The following is an 18,620-nucleotide window of genomic DNA, read 5'->3' as shown; positions in this document are numbered from 1 at the left end:
AAGATGAATAAGCGGGTATTTTGGGATAACCTTTGTCAAAGTTTGGAACTTTGACAAAGGTTTAGAAGTAATTATTTCGATAACTCCACGAAATATTTGTAAAACAACGGAATGGTTTCGATTCCTTTTAAGTAATTGAAGATTCCGAAATGTTCGTTGGGAGAGTGAATCGCATCGCTGTCGAGACCGAATCCCATGAGGATGGTTTTGGATTTCAATTCTTTTTCGAACAGAGCGACAATTGGAATACTTCCGCCAGAACGCACCGGAATTGCAGGCACTCCGAAGGTTTCGGTGTAGGCTTTGTTGGCCGCTTGATAGCCGATGCTGTCGATTGGCGTTACGTAACCTTGACCGCCGTGATGTGGCGTCACTTTTACTTTTACCGATTTTGGAGCGATACTTTCGAAGTGATTTTTGAACAATTCGGTGATTTCTTGCCAATCTTGGTTTGGTACTAATCGCATAGAAATTTTGGCAAAAGCTTTGCTGGCAATAACTGTTTTTGCCCCTTCGCCGGTGTAGCCGCCCCAGATTCCGTTGACGTCTAAGGTTGGTCGGATGGAGTTGCGTTCGTTTGTGGTATATCCAGCTTCGCCATGAATATCATTAATATCTATTGATTTTTTATAGTCGTCGAGCGAGAACGGTGCTTTGGCCATTTCGGCTCTTTCCTCCAAGGATAATTCTTCTACTTTATCGTAAAAACCGGGAATGGTGATGTGATTATTTTCATCGTGAAGTGAAGCAATCATCTTGGTCAAAACATTAATTGGGTTGGCAACCGCACCGCCGTAAAGTCCGGAATGCAAGTCGCGGTTGGGTCCGGTCACTTCGACTTCTACATAACTCAATCCGCGTAATCCGGTGGTAATCGACGGTTGTTGATTGGAAATCATTCCGGTATCGGAAATCAAAATTACGTCGTTGGCTAATTTTTCTTGGTTGCGTTCTACGAACCAGCTAAGGCTTTTTGAACCGACTTCCTCCTCGCCTTCGATCATAAATTTGACGTTACAAGGCAAGCAATTGTTGGCAATCATATATTCAAACGCTTTCACGTGCATATACATTTGACCTTTGTCATCGCAAGAACCACGGGCGAAAATGGCACCTTCCGGATGAATCTCGGTGGTTTTGATAACCGGTTCAAATGGTGGTGAAGTCCATAAATCTAATGGATCTGGTGGTTGAACGTCGTAATGACCGTACACTAAAACCGTTGGTAAATTCTTGTCGATGATTTTTTCTCCGTAAACGATTGGGTATCCGGGTGTTTCACACAGTTCTACGAAATCGCAACCGGCTTTCTCGAGGCTGGTTTTTACGGCTTCGGCTGTATTGATAACATCTTGTGAATAAGCGGAATCGGCACTTACAGAAGGTATTTTGAGTAATTCGATGAGTTCGTCAATGAATCGTTCTTTGTTTTGTTGAACGTAGTTTTTTATGTTGTTCATAGTAAATTATATAATAAAATCAAAGATACAAATTGAAATTACAAATTCCAATTGGATAAATTTTTAGATTCTTCTTTTGACACGGATTGCACGAATTGTCACGGATTAAAAAATTTCACAAATCCTTTATAACTTAAAAAATAGAAATCTCATAATTTTACTTCATCATCTGCACCCCTCTCCTTTGGAGAGGAGCTGGGGTGAGGTTTATTTGACACGGATTGCACGAATTGTCACGGATTAAAAAATTTCACAAATCTTTATAATTTAAAAAATAGAAATCTTATGATTTTACTTCATCATCTGCACCCCTCTCCTTTGGAGATGGGTTGGAGTGAGGTTTATTTGACACGGATTACACGAATTGTCACGGATTTAAAAATTTCACAAATCCTTTATTACTTATAAAAAAATGAAAATCATAAAGTTTAAATAGTTAAGAATAATAATTTTCTTGATTTTTAAATTTCTGATTTGGTATTTAAAAAATATAACTATATTTGCACCCACTTATTGAAACAGCTACTGTTTTATTCGCCCGCGGGTATGGTGAAATTGGTAGACACGCCAGACTTAGGATCTGGTGCCGCAAGGTGTGAAGGTTCGAGTCCTTTTACCCGCACTTAAAATTCGCTTAAAGCTATTGAAAATCAATACTTTAAGCGTTTTTGTTTTTAGTCATTCCCCGAATGTTCCCCAAAACATATCTAAATTTTTATTTCTAATGATTAATTAACTATTTTTAATGAAATTAATTAATAAAAATTAGAAATGGAATTTTACGGCTCAATTGATAAATTTAAGTTTGAAAAACTTTCGACGGAAGAAAAATATAATTTTTTGATTGAAAAAAATATATTTGTAAAGACTAAAAACCCGATCCAGTATGAAGATCAATTTAGAATCTTTGGCTATGATTTACATGAAATTTCAAGAATTTTTGTTAATAATTACAAAACTTCTAAAGGGGTATTCTCTCTAAACGAAAAAATTATTGAAGTTTTAAAAAATAAAATTACTGAAGAATGTAATCAACATTATGAAAGAATAATTAACTATGAAGATTTAGCAATTCAAAAATTTTACCATTATCCGGAGCAAGAAGCAATCAGAATACGAGACGCATCAAAAAGCAATATTGTTCAAAAATTAAGCTTTCAATTATTCAGAGATTTAATGGATGTTGATCTCAGAGATTTTGGATTACATAAAAATATTATTGAAAAATATATTAAGTATGACCATTTATTTATCTACGATTATTTAATGGGACTAAACAATAAAAGTAAATATTGTAGTCCAACTTACTATACCTTTCTACATTCAAAACTTAATCTTAGCATATATTATACTATCTATCCAGATAGTGAAAGAGAGATTAGAATTACTTTACCCAAAAAAATTGGTCTACTGGCAAAATTAGGATTGTTTGAAAATCATGAATTTAAAAAATATTTAGAGACAGAGCAACATAAACTACTAACTTACATAGTGGGTTTACCATTAACGCCCGCTAATTTTGATTCAATTAGAAGAAATATGGCTATAATTTTAAAAGATACTACAGATAGTGGAACCAAGTACACAGCTTATAAGCATGTAGAAACTATTGTTACCCAAATTTTAAAAGTTCCAACAAAGAAAAAATAGTGGGCGGGAGTTATTTTGGGATTCCCCTCCCCTTTAATCGATTTTACCTTTGTGCCATTAATAACCAATAAATTATAAAATGGCAAATTATCTTGAAGTTAAAATCGAAATCCCGGAAGATTTCAAAAATGGAATAATTTCCGGTGTTGTTGATGAACTCACAAATCGTGGTTTTTTTCAACAAACTTCTGCAAAACCAGAACCGAAAGAAATGCTAACTCGTTTTGAAACTGCGGAGCGACTTAGCTGTTCTTTAGTGAAACTTTGGGACATCACTCGAAAAGGCGACTTAAAAAAGTACAAAATAGGAGGAAAAGTACTTTATAAGTATGATGAGGTAACAGAATTCATAAACTCTAACTTTTAGAAATTATGAGTACAGTACATTCTAAACAGCAACAAAGAATAGATAATGTTCTTTTTTATTTAGATAAAATTATCTCAAAATTAGAATCATTGCAACTTAATAACACTAGAAATAAAGAGATTAACTTGTTTGCTAATTCTACAATTTCTGATTTAAGCATTTTAAAGCGACTAATTGAAACTTCAAATTTGAAACTGGCAATAGAAATTGTAAGCAAGGTAAATGAACTCTATAAAAGTGATCCTTATTTAAGTGATGTTATATTGCACTTTACAAACGTAAAAAGAAATTACAGCGGATGTCCTGCATACCTAAAACTTCCTGTATGAAAGAGCTAAATAAATACATGCGAGTAGGTACCGAGTTCTACAAAAAAACAGAAACTCCTGACGGTAAAACGATTTTGCAAAAATGGAATCGGCAAACTCTTATTGACGATTTTGGCAAAGATTCCATTGCAAAAGTGAGTAAATATGAATCGTTTTGTATTGTTCCGTCGCACAATCAATTTGAACAGGTTGTCAATAATTGTTATAATCAATATCAACCCTTGAGTTATGAATTAAAAGAAGGTAATAATTACCATAACATTATTCATTTTCTCAATCACATTTTTGGGGAACAATTTGAATTAGGTTTAGATTACCTGACCTTACTTTGGCAGAAACCAACTCAAATCTTACCCATTCTCTGTTTGGTTAGTACGGAACGAAACACCGGAAAAACAACCTTTATTAATCTATTGAAATTGGTTTTTGAGTCTAATATGACGATCAACACAAATGACGATTTTAGAAGCAGATTTAACGCTGATTGGTCAGGTAAGCTAATTATTGGAGTTGACGAAGTGCTACTAGACAAAAAAGAGGATAGTGAACGAATCAAAAATTTATCGACTGCTCAATCCAATAAAATTGAACCAAAAGGTAGAGATAAATTTGAGCAAAGTTTTTTTGGTAAATTCATCTTATGTTCCAATAATGAGGATAGCTTTATAAAAATTGATAACGAGGAGATTAGGTATTGGATTAGAAAAATTAATCCACTAGAAAACAACGACGATATTAACTTATTGCAAAAAATGAATGCTGAAATCCCTCATTTTGCAAATTTTCTTAATACTAGAAATATTAGTACAATTCCAACTTCTCGAATGTGGTTTAGTCCTGACCAACTTTACACAGCAGCTCTCGGAAAATTAATCAACGGAAATCGTACTTACATAGAAAAAGAACTGGAGGAACTATTGATCGACGAATTTGCAAATTCGGGTCAAGACGAGTTATGCTATACCGCAAAAAATCTTGTAGATCTGCTTAAAAAAAACAATGTTTTTACGCAAAACAACTACATCGTCAAACTACTGAAAGAAAAATACAAATTAAAACCGATTAATAGCAGTTATAAATACTTTCGATCTGAAATTTTAAATCCGAATGAAAAAATTGGTCTTAATTTTACTCAGGAAAAAGGTCGATATTATACCTTTAAAAAAGAAAACTTCCAATCCACTGTTGAACTGTTGAATTCAATTGAAACTACCAATGAAAAATAGTAATCTACATTCAACAACACTTTGCATTATGTCAACATTTTGTTGAAAATTAAAAAAGTGTTGTTGAATCAAAATTACCCGACTGAAAAGACCTCTGCAAAATTTTCAACACTTCAACACAAAAACACTGATTCGCTTTTTTGTTTCTATTATTATTAAAAAAGAAACACTAAATTTTAATTTTCGTTTTAAAATTTTTTCTAGTACAACTTGATTACTACGGGTTATAAAAAGTTTTCAAGCGGAATATAGGCGAAAACATACCAAATACCGGTAATTTCCCGCTTTTTACAGCCGTTTTACGGCTTTTATACGGCTTTGCTACGGCTTTTGAACGGCTCTGCTACGGCTCCGCTACGGCTTTTGAACGGCTCCGCTACGGCTCTGATACGGCTCCGCTACGGCTCTGCTACGGCTTTTCGACGGCTCTTGAACGGCTTTTTTCGGCTTTGTATATTTTAAATAAAATAACTTTTCATCGAACTTTTGCCTTGCAAATTATATCATCCGACAACTGTTAATAACAGTTTCAAACTTTATTAAATTCATATCACAATTTCTTACTAAATTTATAAAATCTAATCAATTATGCTTTTCAATGTCATTATTCCAAACGACTGTTATTTCTAAATACTTAAAAACACAAGATAAAAACCTCTTGCAAGAAAAGTGGATTCAATTTCAGAATCATTTTCACAATGCGACTATTCAGGACAATATCAGAAACAGTAAAGAGGAACAATATCAAGGAGAATTTTTACTTGATTTATTTGTTGCAATCTTAGGTTACACCAAAAACCCTCAACCGAATTTTAATCTAACAACCGAATACAAAAACGTAAAAGACAGCAAAAAAGCCGATGGTGCAATTGTGATTAATGAAAAAGTGATTGCAGTAATCGAATTGAAAGGAACGGAAACTACCGATTTAGGTAAAATTGAAAGTCAAGCATTTGGTTATAAAAACAATCAACCGGATTGCAACTATATTATCACCTCCAACTTTGAGAAAATTCGATTTTATATTGATAATGCCATTGAGTACATTGAGTTTAATTTATTCAAACTTAAAAAGAGCGAGTTTGATGTTTTATACCTTATTTTAGGTTGCAACAATCTTGCAAACCATCTTGCAAAGCGGATTAAAGAGGAATCTTTGAGCCAAGAAGACCAGATTACAAAGAGTTTGTATAAAGATTATTCTTTATTCAAACGAGAACTGTTTCATAATTTGGTTGCAAACAATACGCAATTTGAACCTATCGATTTATTCAAAAAATCTCAAAAGTTATTGGATCGCTTTTTGTTTTTGTTTTTTGCGGAAGATCGTCACCTCCTCCCTCCTAACTCTGTTCGTTTGGTTTTGAGTGATTGGAGAGATTTGCAAGATAGAGATGTGGACATTCCGTTGTATGATCGCTTTAAAAAATATTTTGAATACTTAAACACAGGTTATAAAGGCAAACGCTATGATGTGTATGCCTACAACGGTGGACTTTTTAAACCCGATGAAATTTTAGACCATATCACGATTGATAATGATCTATTGTATAAACATGCTCTGAAACTTTCTGATTATGATTTTGCAAGCGAAGTTGACGTAAATATTTTAGGTCACATTTTTGAAAATTCTTTGAATGAATTGGATGAAATGAAAGCCCAATTGGAAGGTCAAGAAATTGATAAATCAAAAACCAAACGCAAAAAAGATGGTGTTTTTTATACGCCAAAATATATTACGAAATACATTGTAGAAAATACTGTTGGCAAACTTTGCAATGAAAAGAAAAATGAGTTGCAACTTTTGGATGAAGACTATACAACCGACAAAAAGCGACAAAAGAAAACAGTACAGCAGTTAAATGAGCGGTTGCAAACCTACCGCAACTGGTTGTTGCAAATTACTATTTGTGATCCCGCTTGTGGTAGTGGAGCGTTTTTAAACCAAGCCTTAGACTTTTTAATTAATGAACATGCTTACATTGACGAGTTGCAAGCAAAATTATTTGGTGATGCCATGATTTTGAGTGATGTTGAAAAAAGCATTTTAGAAAACAACTTGTTTGGTGTGGACTTAAACGAGGAAAGTGTAGAGATTGCAAAACTCTCGTTATGGTTGCGAACTGCTCAGCCCAACCGAAAACTTAATGACCTAAGCGGAAATATAAAATGTGGTAACTCTTTAATTGATGATCCCGAAGTAGCCGGAGATAAAGCTTTTAATTGGAAAGATGCGTTTCCGCAAGTGTTTGCAAAAGGTGGTTTTGATGTGATTATTGGAAATCCGCCTTATGTAAGAAGTAGAGGTCTATTTTTAGAGAATGAAAAAAATTATTTTACAAGAAATTTTGAAACTTCTACTTACCAATTAGATTTATATAAATTATTTATTGAAAAATCATGCAAGCTATTATCTAGTAAAGGGCTTTTGTCATTTATTACACCTTCTGTATTTCTAATTAATGATTATGATAAACCTCTCAGGAAGTTTTTACTTGATAATTATTCTATCTTATTAATTGCAAACACTGATGAAAATATTTTCGATGATGCAAGTGTAAAAACAGCAGTATTTGTAATTGAAAATACTTTTGAAATAAAAAATTTAATAGAATTTTTAAATATTAGTAAGAGTCAATTCTTTACAGAAAAACTCATTGAGCAAAAAGTATTTGTGGAACAAGAATATTTGATAAATGAAAAATTAAGTGTGGATTCTATTTCAATAATTGAAAAATTAAATTTAATAAAAAAGCTAAATGAATTTTATGAAGTAAAAAATGGAATGAAAGTTAGAAAAGAGCTTTTATTTAATAGCAAACATGATGATTTTCACATGCCTTTTATACTTGGAAAAAATATTAATTCTTATTTTTTAACTTTTGATAATGTTTATGTAGATTATAAACTGGAGAATGAAAAACTATATACAAATCAAGCATTTCGGGATAAATCTATTTTTATTGCTGAAAAATTAGTTGTAAGACAAATTTTAGGGAAGAGAATTGTGACATGTTATGATGATTTTAATTATTTCACAGACCAAACCACATATTTAATTTTAAAGAATAATACTAAGAAGAGTTTAAAATATTTATTAGCAATTCTAAACTCAAAACTTATGTTTTATTACTTTTCAAAAACAACATCTGATAATAAAATAGTTTTTCCAAAAATAAAAAAGAGTCAGTTGCTAGAATTACCAATTGCTTTTGAAAATCAAAGTAATAATATTATTGAAGATTTATCTTGTAAAATGATTTATCTTTTTAAGCAATTAATTGAGCAATCAACTAAGTTCCAAAGGACATTCCAACGAAAATTTGAAGGAATAGAAATCAACAAAAAACTAGAAAGCTGGTATGAATTAACGTTTGCAGACTTTGTAAAAGAGTTAGGTAAAAAGAAAATAAAACTTTCTCTTTCCGAAGAATCTGAATGGGAAGATTACTTTTTGCAAGAGCAACAAAAAGCGGTTGCAATCAAAAATGAAATCGATGCCACCGACAAAGAAATTGATCGGATGGTTTATGAGTTGTATGGATTGAGTGAAGAAGAAATTAAAATTGTGGAGAATAGTTAATTATGGAAACAGTTCGAGTGAAGATTGCAACACGAGGAGTAAAAATCAATAGGTTGTTTTTAATAGGTAATGGGTTTGATTTATCTTTAGGATTAAAAACAAAATATACTGATTTTTTGTTGTGGTTGTTTAAAAAAGAAGTTGTTACTGCAATTAAATCTGGGGCATGTTATGCACCATTTCCTGATTACAAAGGAAGATATGATAGTTTTTATAGTGAACACTTACAATTAAAATTAAATGGCTTTGCAAGAAATGAATTATTTGATGTATTGATCGATGAAAGAAGATCTTACATCCCAATAATAGAAATCGAAAGAATAAAAAATTTTACTGATTTTAATATATTAATTAATCAGTATGGTGTATCTATAAAAACTTACAAGTCTTCTCTCTTAATGGATAAACTTTTAGAAAATTCTAAAGAAAATTGGGTAGACATTGAAAACATTTATTTTGAATTACTAAAACTCATTATCAGAAATAAAAATTCAAATAAAGAATACAAAGATATTATAGATAATATTAATAATGAGTTATCAATAATAACTAAATACTTAAAGGAATATTTGACTAGTTTAGAGATAAAAATTAGTAAAAGTGAATCATCACTTTACTACAAACATTTTAATGCAGCCTTAAAAACCTCTGATTTTTTAGAAATTAATCCCTTAAAAGAAAAAGTTTCAATAGGAGAAAACTATTTTTTAAATTTCAATTATACAAACTCATTGTCTGAAATTTTAAATCATTTTGGAGATTATAAATTTTATCAAAATTTCATTCATGGTAATATACAAAATGAAGAAATAATTTTTGGTTTTGGTGATGAAATGGACACAATATATAAAGAGATTGAAGAGCTAAATGATAATAGATATTTTAAACACATCAAATCATTTCATTATTTTAAAACACCTAATCAAAGAAAACTGCAAACATTCTTAAACTCCGGTTTTTATCAAGTTTGTATTTATGGTCATTCCTGTGGTTTATCAGATAGGGTAATGCTTAATGAAATTTTTGAACACGATAACTGTAAATCTATAAAAATATACTATTACAATGAGGAAGATTTTACTACTAAAACAATGGAAATTTCCAGACATTTCAAAAGTAATCAAATGATGAGAAAGAAAATTGTTGACAAAGGTGGTGATTGTTTGATACCTCAAATGGATAAGTAATTATTCAAGTAGTATTTGGTTATTTAATTTTAATGATAAAAATGACAAAAAAAAGTAAAGATTTTGAATTTGAAAATGGATGGGAAAACTACAGAGATTCTGTAATTGTGAATATGAATAAAAGTCAGGATGATTTTGAAAAATATATAAATCTTTTGGCTTCTGGAGGAATAATTATTTCACTTACATTTCTTGAAAAAATCGTATCTGTAACAAAAATATCTTATTTAGGTTTATATATCATCGGTCTGTTTTTATTAGTAATGACATTGCTATCTAATTTATATTCTCATTTCAAATCAATGAGAGATTCTGCCACAATTATAAAAGAAATTGATGAAAAAAAATATGACGAAATTTTTAAAAATATTGAGAAAAGAAATAAACCTATTAACTTATTAAACAAGGCTTCTATTTGGTTCTTAATAATAGGAGCAGTATTAATTTTAACTTTTACATCTATAAATTTATTAAATATGAACAGTGATCAAACACCGCAACCAAAAGACTCCACTTCATTGCCTGATCCAAATACTGGTAGAGTGAACCCTAGTCCAAAACCAATTATCAAACCTAAAACCAAAAACTAATTATTATGAGCAATAAACCAAAACCAAAAACTGGTCAATCTGTTACTTTAGGAAGACCTAATTTGACACCGAGTAATTCTTTGAAGCCAAGTGGAAAGCCAAAAAAATAATTATTAAAGTAAAAAATATTGAATGACAAATCTAAATTTATATAATTTTCCATCAATTAAAAACGATCAACTTTTTGAGGATTTTGTACTTGATTTGTTTAATGACATAAACAACACAAAATCATTTGAAAAATATGGTAGAAGTGGTCAAGGTCAAAAAGGAATCGATATTATATCAAATGAATTAAAAATTGTTATTCAATGTAAATTAAGAGATGGTGAAAGCAATCAAAAAAAGATAGTCCAAAATTTAAAAAAATCGTTGAACGATGATTTTGATGCTTTTTTAATCTTTAATGCTTCTCACAATATAAAGTATAAAACTTTCATATTTGCCTCAAACTGGAAAAACGATACTGAATTAACAGATGAATGTATAAGACTAAGTAATTCAAGTAACTTAATTGTTGAATATTGGAGCTGGGAAAGACTACAAGCTCAAATATCCGAAAATATAATAAAAAAATACTACCCATATTTAAGCGAAATTAACCAACCATTCATTTCAAAAAAATATTTTTTCAGTTTTGAAAATTCTATCGATAAAACAAAAGAAATAGATGAACAATTATATGAATATCTAAGTTTGCTTTTTAAAGATATTCAAGTACTTCCAGATTATTTATTTGTAAATAATTACCCATTTAATTCAAATGAGGAGATGTCTTATTGTCATAATTTCACACTTTTCTTCTCAAATCAAAATTTAATTCCATTTTTCGATTCAATTACAATTCAAGATAATACGATAACAAATAAATTTAGTTCCCAAAAAAAAGAAAAAATTACAACATCGATAATTGAAATACTAAATAGAAATAACATTCTAAATGTTGAAAATCGTCAAACAGGTTTTAAAAAAGAAATCTTTATAAATCAAAATAAAATATACACCAAAATTGATGAATTAGAACAGTTCTCATTTAAAGTTTCACTTGGTATAAAACAAGAAAAACATTCTGATTCTTTTGATGAACTATCTTTTTTAGGTTATTACAATTATAAATTAGGAGATTACTTTAGCTCGTTAGAATATTTTTTTAGAGCAAAAGAAATTGCAAAAAGTCAAGAAAGTGATATAAAAGTGATTCTTTGCAATGAAAACATCTACAATTTAGGCAGGTTAGTAGAATTTTATTTTCACAAAAAGTTAGGAGCTTCTGAATTGGTCAAAAAATCACGAAACGTAAAAGAGGAGGCTGTCAATTTAAAAGATTATAACAAAGAAATATATAGTGTTATTAGTGATTATACTTTTTTGAAAGATTCAAAAATTAAAATCTATAATGTCAGCAAAAAAATAGTCGATACATATAATTCTTATCTAAAAGGTGGTTATAGCAATAACAATTATTATCAAGAGCTTCTCTACAGATTTGATAAAATTCAAACTTTCCTTCACAAAAATTTTATAGTCTATGAACATTTCCTTGACTATAATGAAATAATTGAAGCATTTGTCGAAGGTATTTTTGCGACGTTAAACATAAAAAACAATTATGATTTAAACAGTTTTGATGATTATTTACTTTCTCATTTAATATTATTTTCTGAAACTGATCAATTAAACAGAATTTATAATAGGTACAATATTAATAAATTTGACTACAACCGAACTTCATTTGATGGTTATGATTTTTTTTCAATTTTTAATAATTATGTTGATGATTTTGGAGAAAAACTTGATAAAAGTCTTGAAAGCTATGATACTGAAACAAAGAATATATTTGTAGAAAAACATGTAAAATATCTCAAAAATTTACTTTTTTTCTGTGGAGTTATAAATTTTAATGAAATTGAATTAAAAGTAATAACAAAAAAAGTTTTTGGTCTACTTGAAACGATATTAAAAAATAATAAGCTCAAATATTTGATAAACAATAAATACTTCAACTTGTTCTTTTTAAGGCAAAGAAAAAATATTGAAATTATTGATTTAAAAAAGTTTTTAGCTATTAGTTTATCAAATAAGGAAATTTTCTCTTCAGAACTTACTTACATAATGGCAGATTATTTGCAAGTCAAAAAAGTAAAATTTGATAGTAAGGAGTTTAAAGATTTCGTCATTAATTTTAATTTGAAAAACATTATAAACCACAATACTAGTGATGTTTTGGACACTAATAATTATGGACTTTTTTTAAAAAAACTATACACTTCAAAACAATTAAAAGTCATAAAAAATATTATATATGAAAGATTAGATGCTAATTATAGTGCAAATATTTTTTATTTGTCTGTTATATATGATTTTATAAAAATTGATGAGAAAAACTATTTAATAAGTTTTGTTAATGGTTGTAAAAATTACTATCCAATTCAAAACTTAAATTTTCAATTTAAAAATTATTTAATTGACGACTTAATCAATATGTATTTGAAATCAAACAAAGATTTTAAAGATAATTTTATTAATGATTTCAAAAAAATTGATACGTATTATGACTGGATTTTTGATTTGGAAAATTTTGATTATAAAGATTTCAATACAAACTGGTTAGATAAGTACAACACAATTCATTATTACAATTATTTTAGAAAATCAAAAAAATTAAAGTCTTACCTTAAAGAGTTAATTGACTTAAATTATGATCATAAATTATTTTTAAAATATCGAGAGATTTATTTTGTTGGGTAAAATGTTGCAAAAAAAAATCAAGATGGAATCAAAAGGAAATGCAAACTCATGCTTTACAACAATCGTCTAAACTTTCATAAGCTTTAGGATCTGCTTTTACTTCATCGGCATCAAAACCTAATTTAGAGATGGCTACTTTAATCGTTTGCAAATCAGTTTTCTTTTCATTGTAAAAGATTGTGAAAGTCATATTCTCATCATCTAATTGATAGGCTTTCACACCTTTTATTTTCAGCATCTCTGTTTTGAACTTCATACCACAGGTTTCACATACTTTGCAATGATCACAATGTAATACAGTTTTGATTATTGCTTTTTGATTTGTATTTTGAGCAGATACTGTAAACATTGTAAAAAGAGTAAATACAAGTAGAAACAAAGTTTTAGAATTGATTTTTTTCATCTTGAAATTGATTGTTTTTTCAAAGATAATTAAAATATTTTTTAGTAATTCAAATTCAACCCAACTCCAAATCCCATGTCGCTATCATAATGTGTTCTGATACTGAAATTTCTTTTTAAAATGTATTTTGCTTCAAGCATATATTCGGTGTCGGTATTAACCATAAATCCCATTCTTAAACGCTTTGAAATTGGAATATCTTCTCGCATTAATTGAAATCTAACATTTCCATCTTGAAAAACTTCTGCTTGAGCCATCACCAACATGGGTAACGTGTAATTAACTCCGGCACTTAAAACTGCTCTTCTGTCTTTCGTGTTTTCTTGACCGAAGATGTTTTTTTCAACTTCACCGTTCATCTTTCTGTATCGCCAGTCGAAACCAATAAAAGGCATCAACCATTGCATTTTTCCTATGTATCTTCCTAAATGAAATTCTGCTTCGTAGCCGTGCATATCGTGGTAACCTAAACGCCATTCTGCTCCTAAACTCCAACGTGTATTTTGTATCATTGCCATACCATCATTTCCATTGGTTGCAAAATCATTTTCAGCCATGATGTGAAAAGCTCTATCGTCTGCAAACAGCTTTCGTTCTGCTAATTTAGGATTGGGAATTAAGGGGTTTGGCTCTTGGTTTTTATAAGTAAAAATTCTACCCATTCCTGCCATCATGTGATATAAAATGTGACAATGGAAAAACCAATCGCCTTCTATATTAGCATTAAATTCAATTACGTTAGTTTCCATTGGCATTAAATCCATTACGTTTTTTAACGGAGCGTATTCTTCCTGACCGTTAATGATTCTGAAATCGTGACCATGTAAATGCATAGGATGACGCATCATAGAATTATTGTAGAGTGTAATCCTTATATTTTCACCTTTTTTGATTAAAATTTTGTCAGTTTCGGAAATTACTTTATTGTCTAAACTCCAAACATACCGATTCATATTTCCGGTTAATTCAAAACGAAGTTCTTTTACCGGAGTATCTTTAGGTAACGTAGTTTTTTCTGTAGATTTCAGCATGGCATAATTAAGCGTTTTAATCGCTGTCATTTCATTTCCATGGTTCTGATTATGATTGGAATGATTGTGATTCATTTCTTTCTTATCACCACTTTTCGCTTTCGATTCACCTGTTATTTCCGGATACATCACCACATTCATATCCATTTGGTTTAATGACATTTGCATTCCCATATCGTTTAACTCTCCGTTCATTTTCATCATATCGTTCATCATTTTCATTCCTTCAAAATATTTCAATTTTGGTAAAGGAGAAATTAATTGTTTGATCCCGTTTCCAAGGTATAAAGAAGCTGATTTAGTTCTGTCTTCAGCTGTGGCTAGAAATTCATACGAAGTGTTATCGGCAGGAATTGTCACTACGACATCATACGTTTCTGATACTGCAATTAACAATCGATCCACTTCCACAGGTTCTACATCGTTACCATCACTGGCAACTACTGTAATTTTTCCTCCGGCATACGTTAGCCAAAAATAAGAGGATGCACCACCGTTTGCAATGCGAAGTCGTACTTTATCTCCACCTTTGAACTGGGTTAACTGACTTTCATTTTTACCATTGATGAGAAACTTTTCATAATACACATCACTCACATCCATAGCATTCATTCGTTTCCATTCGTTACCAATTTTCGTTTTAAAATGCCCTTGTTTGATGGCTTCCGAGTAACTTTGGGTAGAACCTTTTTTTATCGCAAACCAGTCGGAAGCATTGTGCAACATTCTGTGCACATTCTCAGGTTTTAAATCCGTCCATTCGCTAAGAATTACAGGTACAATTGGCAAATCATCAATTCCTTTTCGGAAGGTTTTATCATCTGCTTTTTTATTCATAATAAACATACCATACATCCCGATTTGTTCCTGTAAACCCGAATGACTGTGGTACCAATGGGTTCCGTTTTGAATTATAGGAAACGTGTATTTATGAGTAGTTCCTGGTTCAATTGGCATCTGAGTGAGATGAGGCACACCATCTTCTTTGTTGGGTAAAAATAGTCCGTGCCAGTGCAAGGAAGTACTTTCCTTCAATTCGTTATGCACATAAATTTCAGCAATATCACCTTCCGTAAAAGTAAGCGTAGGCATGGGAATTTGACCATTTACCGCAATGGCTCTTTTTTCTTTTCCGGAAAAATTAACGATAGTATCCCTAACGTATAAATCGTATCGGACAATGTTTTGCGAAAACAGCGTTTGTGTAGCCAAAACGAGGATTACGATAGGCAACAGTTTTTTGAAAAGGTTCTTTTGATTATTCATTTTGATTACTCTAGTAAAAAAGTCACCAAACTCATTGTAAAGTGGCTTCTTCATTGTTATTAAGAATTTATTTTCTCGATTTTAAACCCTGCTTTTTCAACCGCTGAGATTATTTCGTCTTGTTTGTCTGAAGATGCTTCCACAGTCAAAACTTTATCTTTATTTCTGATGTCAACTTCCCAATTTTCAATAGCTGAAAGTTTATCTAATTCCGGTGTCACTTTGGACACACAACCCATACAATTGATATTTGTTTTGAATTTTAAGGTGTTATTTTCCATTTGTTCTATTTTTTAAATTAGTTATAATATTTCAGTCGCAAACTATTTGCAACCACACTCACACTACTTAAAGCCATTGCCGCTCCTGCAATCATCGGATTAAGTAAAAACCCATTTATTGGATATAGAATTCCTGCTGCAATTGGAATTCCGATAATATTGTAGATAAAAGCCCAAAATAGATTTTGCTTGATGGTATTTACCGTTTTAGTTGACAGCTTTATGGCTATTGGGATTTTAGTAAGATCGGAAGAAATTATCGTCATTTTTGCCACATCAATGGCAATATCACTTCCTTTACCCATTGCAATACTTACATTGGCTTGTGCTAGAGCGGTGCTGTCATTTATACCGTCCCCCACCATGGCTACAGTTTTGCCTTTCGCTTGTAATTCTTTTACAAAATCTGCTTTATCTTTTGGTAAAACCTCTCCTTTGAAATTTCTAATACCTACTTTTTCAGCCACAGCTTTAGCAGTATTACTATTATCACCAGTAAGCATGTACACTTCGATATTCATCTTTTGCAATTCCTTGATTGCTTCAATGGATGTTTCTTTGATTTCATCGGCAATTGCGATAACAGCTAATGCTTTTTTATCATCGGTAAACCAAATAACAGTTTTGGCCTCTGCTAACCATTCTGATGCATTCTTTTCAAGACTTTTATCTATGGATATATTGTTTTCTACTAGCAGTTTTTGGTTACCAATAAAGTAATTTTGACCGTTAAAATCTGCTTTAACTCCTTTGCCTGTAATACTTTCGATATGTTGGATATCAACTGTTTTGACCTCTTTATAAAAATGGACAACCGCCTCCGCCAATGGATGTTCAGATTGTTTTTCAATGGTTAGCAAGATCTGTTTTAAACTTTCTGTTTCTTCAGTCCAAACAACATTCGTTACAGCAGGTTTTCCTTTTGTAATAGTTCCTGTTTTGTCTAAAATAATTGTGTCGATTTTCTTTGCTAATTCTAAACTTTCGGCATCTTTAATTAAAATTCCTTGTTCTGCACCTTTTCCAACACCTACCATAATTGCGGTTGGAGTAGCTAAACCTAATGCACACGGACATGCAATAACCAAAACAGTTACTAAGGCTAATAATCCTTGGGTGAATCCATCTTGTCCTCCAAAAATTATCCATACTATTAGGGATAAAACTGCAATTCCAATAACGATTGGAACAAAAATACTAGCAATCTTATCTACCATTTTTTGAACTGGTGCTTTACTACCTTGAGCATCTTGAACCATTTTTATGATTTGGGAAAGCATCGTATCAGTACCTACTTTTTCAGCTTTAAATTGGAAACTACTTTTTTGATTAATGGTTCCAGAAAACACTTTATCATTCGCTTCCTTTTTTACAGGAATGGGTTCACCACTTAGCATACTTTCATCAACAAAAGAACTTCCTTGAACCACTATACCATCTACAGCTACTTTTTCACCGGGTTTTACTAAAATTGTCATTCCTACCGTAACTTGTTCGATTGGTAATTGCGTTTGGATATTCTCTTGATTGATTACCGTGACGGTTTTAGGTTGTAACCCAATTAATTTTTTAATTGCTGAAGAAGTATTTCCTTTTGCATTTTCTTCCAGTAGTTTTCCTAAAAGAATGAAGGCAATGACTACTGCTGCTGCTTCAAAATAAACGTGTGCATGTAATCCTTTTGAATGCCAGTAATTTGGAAAAAGCGTATTGAACACACTAAAAATGTAAGCCACTCCTGTACTCAACGCTACTAAAGTGTCCATATTTGCTGAACGATGCTTTAATTGTTTCCACGCATTTATGAAAAAATCTTTACCAAAACCAATAATTACTGGTGTTGCTAAAACCCACATGATATAATTAGCATAGGGAATATTCATAAAAAACATAGCAATTGCAACTAGAGGTACAGAAAGTATTATTGCACCAAAAGTTCTAATTTTTAACTGTTTTTGTTTTCTAGTATGAATATCTTCTAAGGTTTCCTGATTGACATCACTTTGATTTAAGAATAAATCGTAACCAATACTTTGAACGGCTTCACGCATTTTGTTTAATGAAACCAAACTTGGAATATATTCAACTTTAACTTCTGCTGATGCATAATTAACGGAAGCAGCTACAACACCCGGTAAAAATTGAATTACACTTTCCACGCTTACTGCACAAGAAGCACAAGTCATTTGAAGTACAGGTATTGTTTGGGTTGTTGTTGAAACATCATAACCCAAGTCACGAATGGCTTTAACAGCATCTGGGATCGCTATTTCCGGTTTTTCGGATTCGATTATTGCTTGTTTGTTATTTAATTCTACTTTGTGACTAGCAATCCCTTTAACTGATTGTAATCCTTTATCAACAATCATAGCACAATGCTCACTTTCAACATTTTCTAATGGTATTGCATACAAATGTGTTTTCTCTGTTTTCATCTTTATCTGATTTATAATGCAAATTTCTATTGAAAAACCGGTTATGATTTGTAGAATTATGGTT

13 protein-coding genes and 1 tRNA gene are annotated in these 18,620 nt (G+C 30.8%); 9 read left to right on the top strand and 5 right to left on the bottom strand.

Going from position 1 to position 18,620, the window contains the following annotated elements; translation table 11 throughout:
• Positions 1 to 71: 71 nt before the first annotated feature.
• Positions 72 to 1,460: a dipeptidase gene (locus M0M57_RS08920; RefSeq protein WP_248432705.1), complete on the bottom strand. Its 1,389-nt coding sequence runs from the start codon at positions 1,458 to 1,460 to the stop codon at positions 72 to 74.
• 540 nt (positions 1,461 to 2,000) lie between these two features.
• Between M0M57_RS08920 and M0M57_RS08915 the strand changes: the two genes are divergently transcribed.
• The 9 genes from M0M57_RS08915 to M0M57_RS08875 all read left to right on the top strand — a co-directional run bounded on the left by M0M57_RS08915 (position 2,001) and on the right by M0M57_RS08875 (position 13,140).
• Positions 2,001 to 2,082, top strand: a tRNA-Leu gene (locus M0M57_RS08915).
• 149 nt (positions 2,083 to 2,231) lie between these two features.
• A complete protein-coding gene (locus tag M0M57_RS08910) occupies positions 2,232 to 3,110 on the top strand; it encodes a hypothetical protein (protein WP_248432704.1) in 879 nt (292 codons plus the stop codon).
• A gap of 79 nt (positions 3,111 to 3,189) precedes the next feature.
• Complete coding sequence (locus M0M57_RS08905) at positions 3,190 to 3,477, top strand: helix-turn-helix domain-containing protein (RefSeq protein ID WP_248432703.1); 288 nt, start codon at positions 3,190 to 3,192, stop codon at positions 3,475 to 3,477.
• A 5-nt stretch (positions 3,478 to 3,482) separates the two neighbouring features.
• A complete protein-coding gene (locus M0M57_RS08900; RefSeq protein ID WP_248432702.1) occupies positions 3,483 to 3,806 on the top strand; it encodes a hypothetical protein in 324 nt (107 codons plus the stop codon).
• Positions 3,803 to 5,032, top strand: coding sequence for a primase-helicase family protein (locus tag M0M57_RS08895; RefSeq protein ID WP_248432700.1), 1,230 nt, complete (start codon positions 3,803 to 3,805; stop codon positions 5,030 to 5,032). The genes M0M57_RS08900 and M0M57_RS08895 overlap by 4 nt, the downstream gene beginning before the upstream one ends.
• Positions 5,033 to 5,630: 598 nt before the next feature.
• Positions 5,631 to 8,615 (top strand): Eco57I restriction-modification methylase domain-containing protein, encoded by a 2,985-nt coding sequence (locus tag M0M57_RS08890; protein WP_248432698.1) that lies wholly within the window; start codon positions 5,631 to 5,633, stop codon positions 8,613 to 8,615.
• A gap of 2 nt (positions 8,616 to 8,617) precedes the next feature.
• Positions 8,618 to 9,802 carry an AbiH family protein gene (locus M0M57_RS08885; protein WP_248432696.1) on the top strand — a complete coding sequence of 395 codons (1,185 nt, stop codon included), beginning with the start codon at positions 8,618 to 8,620 and terminating at the stop codon, positions 9,800 to 9,802.
• Between the two features lie 41 nt (positions 9,803 to 9,843).
• Positions 9,844 to 10,392: a hypothetical protein gene (locus M0M57_RS08880; protein WP_248432694.1), complete on the top strand. Its 549-nt coding sequence runs from the start codon at positions 9,844 to 9,846 to the stop codon at positions 10,390 to 10,392.
• A gap of 132 nt (positions 10,393 to 10,524) precedes the next feature.
• The gene (locus M0M57_RS08875) at positions 10,525 to 13,140 is read left to right on the top strand and encodes a hypothetical protein (protein WP_248432692.1); all 2,616 of its coding nucleotides are present in this window, start codon (positions 10,525 to 10,527) and stop codon (positions 13,138 to 13,140) included.
• Between the two features lie 46 nt (positions 13,141 to 13,186).
• Here M0M57_RS08875 and M0M57_RS08870 read toward each other — a convergent pair whose 3' ends face one another.
• The 4 genes from M0M57_RS08870 to M0M57_RS08855 form a co-directional block, all read right to left on the bottom strand.
• The gene (locus M0M57_RS08870) at positions 13,187 to 13,396 is read right to left on the bottom strand and encodes a hypothetical protein (protein ID WP_248432690.1); all 210 of its coding nucleotides are present in this window, start codon (positions 13,394 to 13,396) and stop codon (positions 13,187 to 13,189) included.
• A gap of 188 nt (positions 13,397 to 13,584) precedes the next feature.
• On the bottom strand, positions 13,585 to 15,840 hold the full coding sequence (locus M0M57_RS08865; protein WP_248436745.1) for a multicopper oxidase family protein: 2,256 nt from the start codon (positions 15,838 to 15,840) through the stop codon (positions 13,585 to 13,587).
• Between the two features lie 59 nt (positions 15,841 to 15,899).
• Positions 15,900 to 16,121, bottom strand: coding sequence for a heavy-metal-associated domain-containing protein (locus M0M57_RS08860; RefSeq protein ID WP_248432688.1), 222 nt, complete (start codon positions 16,119 to 16,121; stop codon positions 15,900 to 15,902).
• Positions 16,122 to 16,138: 17 nt separating this feature from the next.
• Positions 16,139 to 18,556: a heavy metal translocating P-type ATPase gene (locus M0M57_RS08855; protein WP_248432686.1), complete on the bottom strand. Its 2,418-nt coding sequence runs from the start codon at positions 18,554 to 18,556 to the stop codon at positions 16,139 to 16,141.
• Positions 18,557 to 18,620: the final 64 nt, after the last annotated feature.

The sequence above is a fragment of the Flavobacterium azooxidireducens genome (assembly GCF_023195775.1).
Taxonomy (GTDB): domain Bacteria; phylum Bacteroidota; class Bacteroidia; order Flavobacteriales; family Flavobacteriaceae; genus Flavobacterium; species Flavobacterium azooxidireducens.
Note: the sequence above shows the minus strand (reverse complement) of the source record. Positions and strands in the feature narration are given on the sequence as shown.

What these genes read in the sequence shown, in the direction of transcription:
- M0M57_RS08920 (WP_248432705.1), bottom strand. Translation starts at nt 1,460, where the DNA reads ATGAACAACATAAAAAACTACGTTCAACAAAACAAAGAACGATTCATT.
- M0M57_RS08910 (WP_248432704.1), top strand. Translation starts at nt 2,232, where the DNA reads ATGGAATTTTACGGCTCAATTGATAAATTTAAGTTTGAAAAACTTTCG.
- M0M57_RS08905 (WP_248432703.1), top strand. Translation starts at nt 3,190, where the DNA reads ATGGCAAATTATCTTGAAGTTAAAATCGAAATCCCGGAAGATTTCAAA.
- M0M57_RS08900 (WP_248432702.1), top strand. Translation starts at nt 3,483, where the DNA reads ATGAGTACAGTACATTCTAAACAGCAACAAAGAATAGATAATGTTCTT.
- M0M57_RS08895 (WP_248432700.1), top strand. Translation starts at nt 3,803, where the DNA reads ATGAAAGAGCTAAATAAATACATGCGAGTAGGTACCGAGTTCTACAAA.
- M0M57_RS08890 (WP_248432698.1), top strand. Translation starts at nt 5,631, where the DNA reads ATGTCATTATTCCAAACGACTGTTATTTCTAAATACTTAAAAACACAA.
- M0M57_RS08885 (WP_248432696.1), top strand. Translation starts at nt 8,618, where the DNA reads ATGGAAACAGTTCGAGTGAAGATTGCAACACGAGGAGTAAAAATCAAT.
- M0M57_RS08880 (WP_248432694.1), top strand. Translation starts at nt 9,844, where the DNA reads ATGACAAAAAAAAGTAAAGATTTTGAATTTGAAAATGGATGGGAAAAC.
- M0M57_RS08875 (WP_248432692.1), top strand. Translation starts at nt 10,525, where the DNA reads ATGACAAATCTAAATTTATATAATTTTCCATCAATTAAAAACGATCAA.
- M0M57_RS08870 (WP_248432690.1), bottom strand. Translation starts at nt 13,396, where the DNA reads ATGAAGTTCAAAACAGAGATGCTGAAAATAAAAGGTGTGAAAGCCTAT.
- M0M57_RS08865 (WP_248436745.1), bottom strand. Translation starts at nt 15,840, where the DNA reads ATGAATAATCAAAAGAACCTTTTCAAAAAACTGTTGCCTATCGTAATC.
- M0M57_RS08860 (WP_248432688.1), bottom strand. Translation starts at nt 16,121, where the DNA reads ATGGAAAATAACACCTTAAAATTCAAAACAAATATCAATTGTATGGGT.
- M0M57_RS08855 (WP_248432686.1), bottom strand. Translation starts at nt 18,556, where the DNA reads ATGAAAACAGAGAAAACACATTTGTATGCAATACCATTAGAAAATGTT.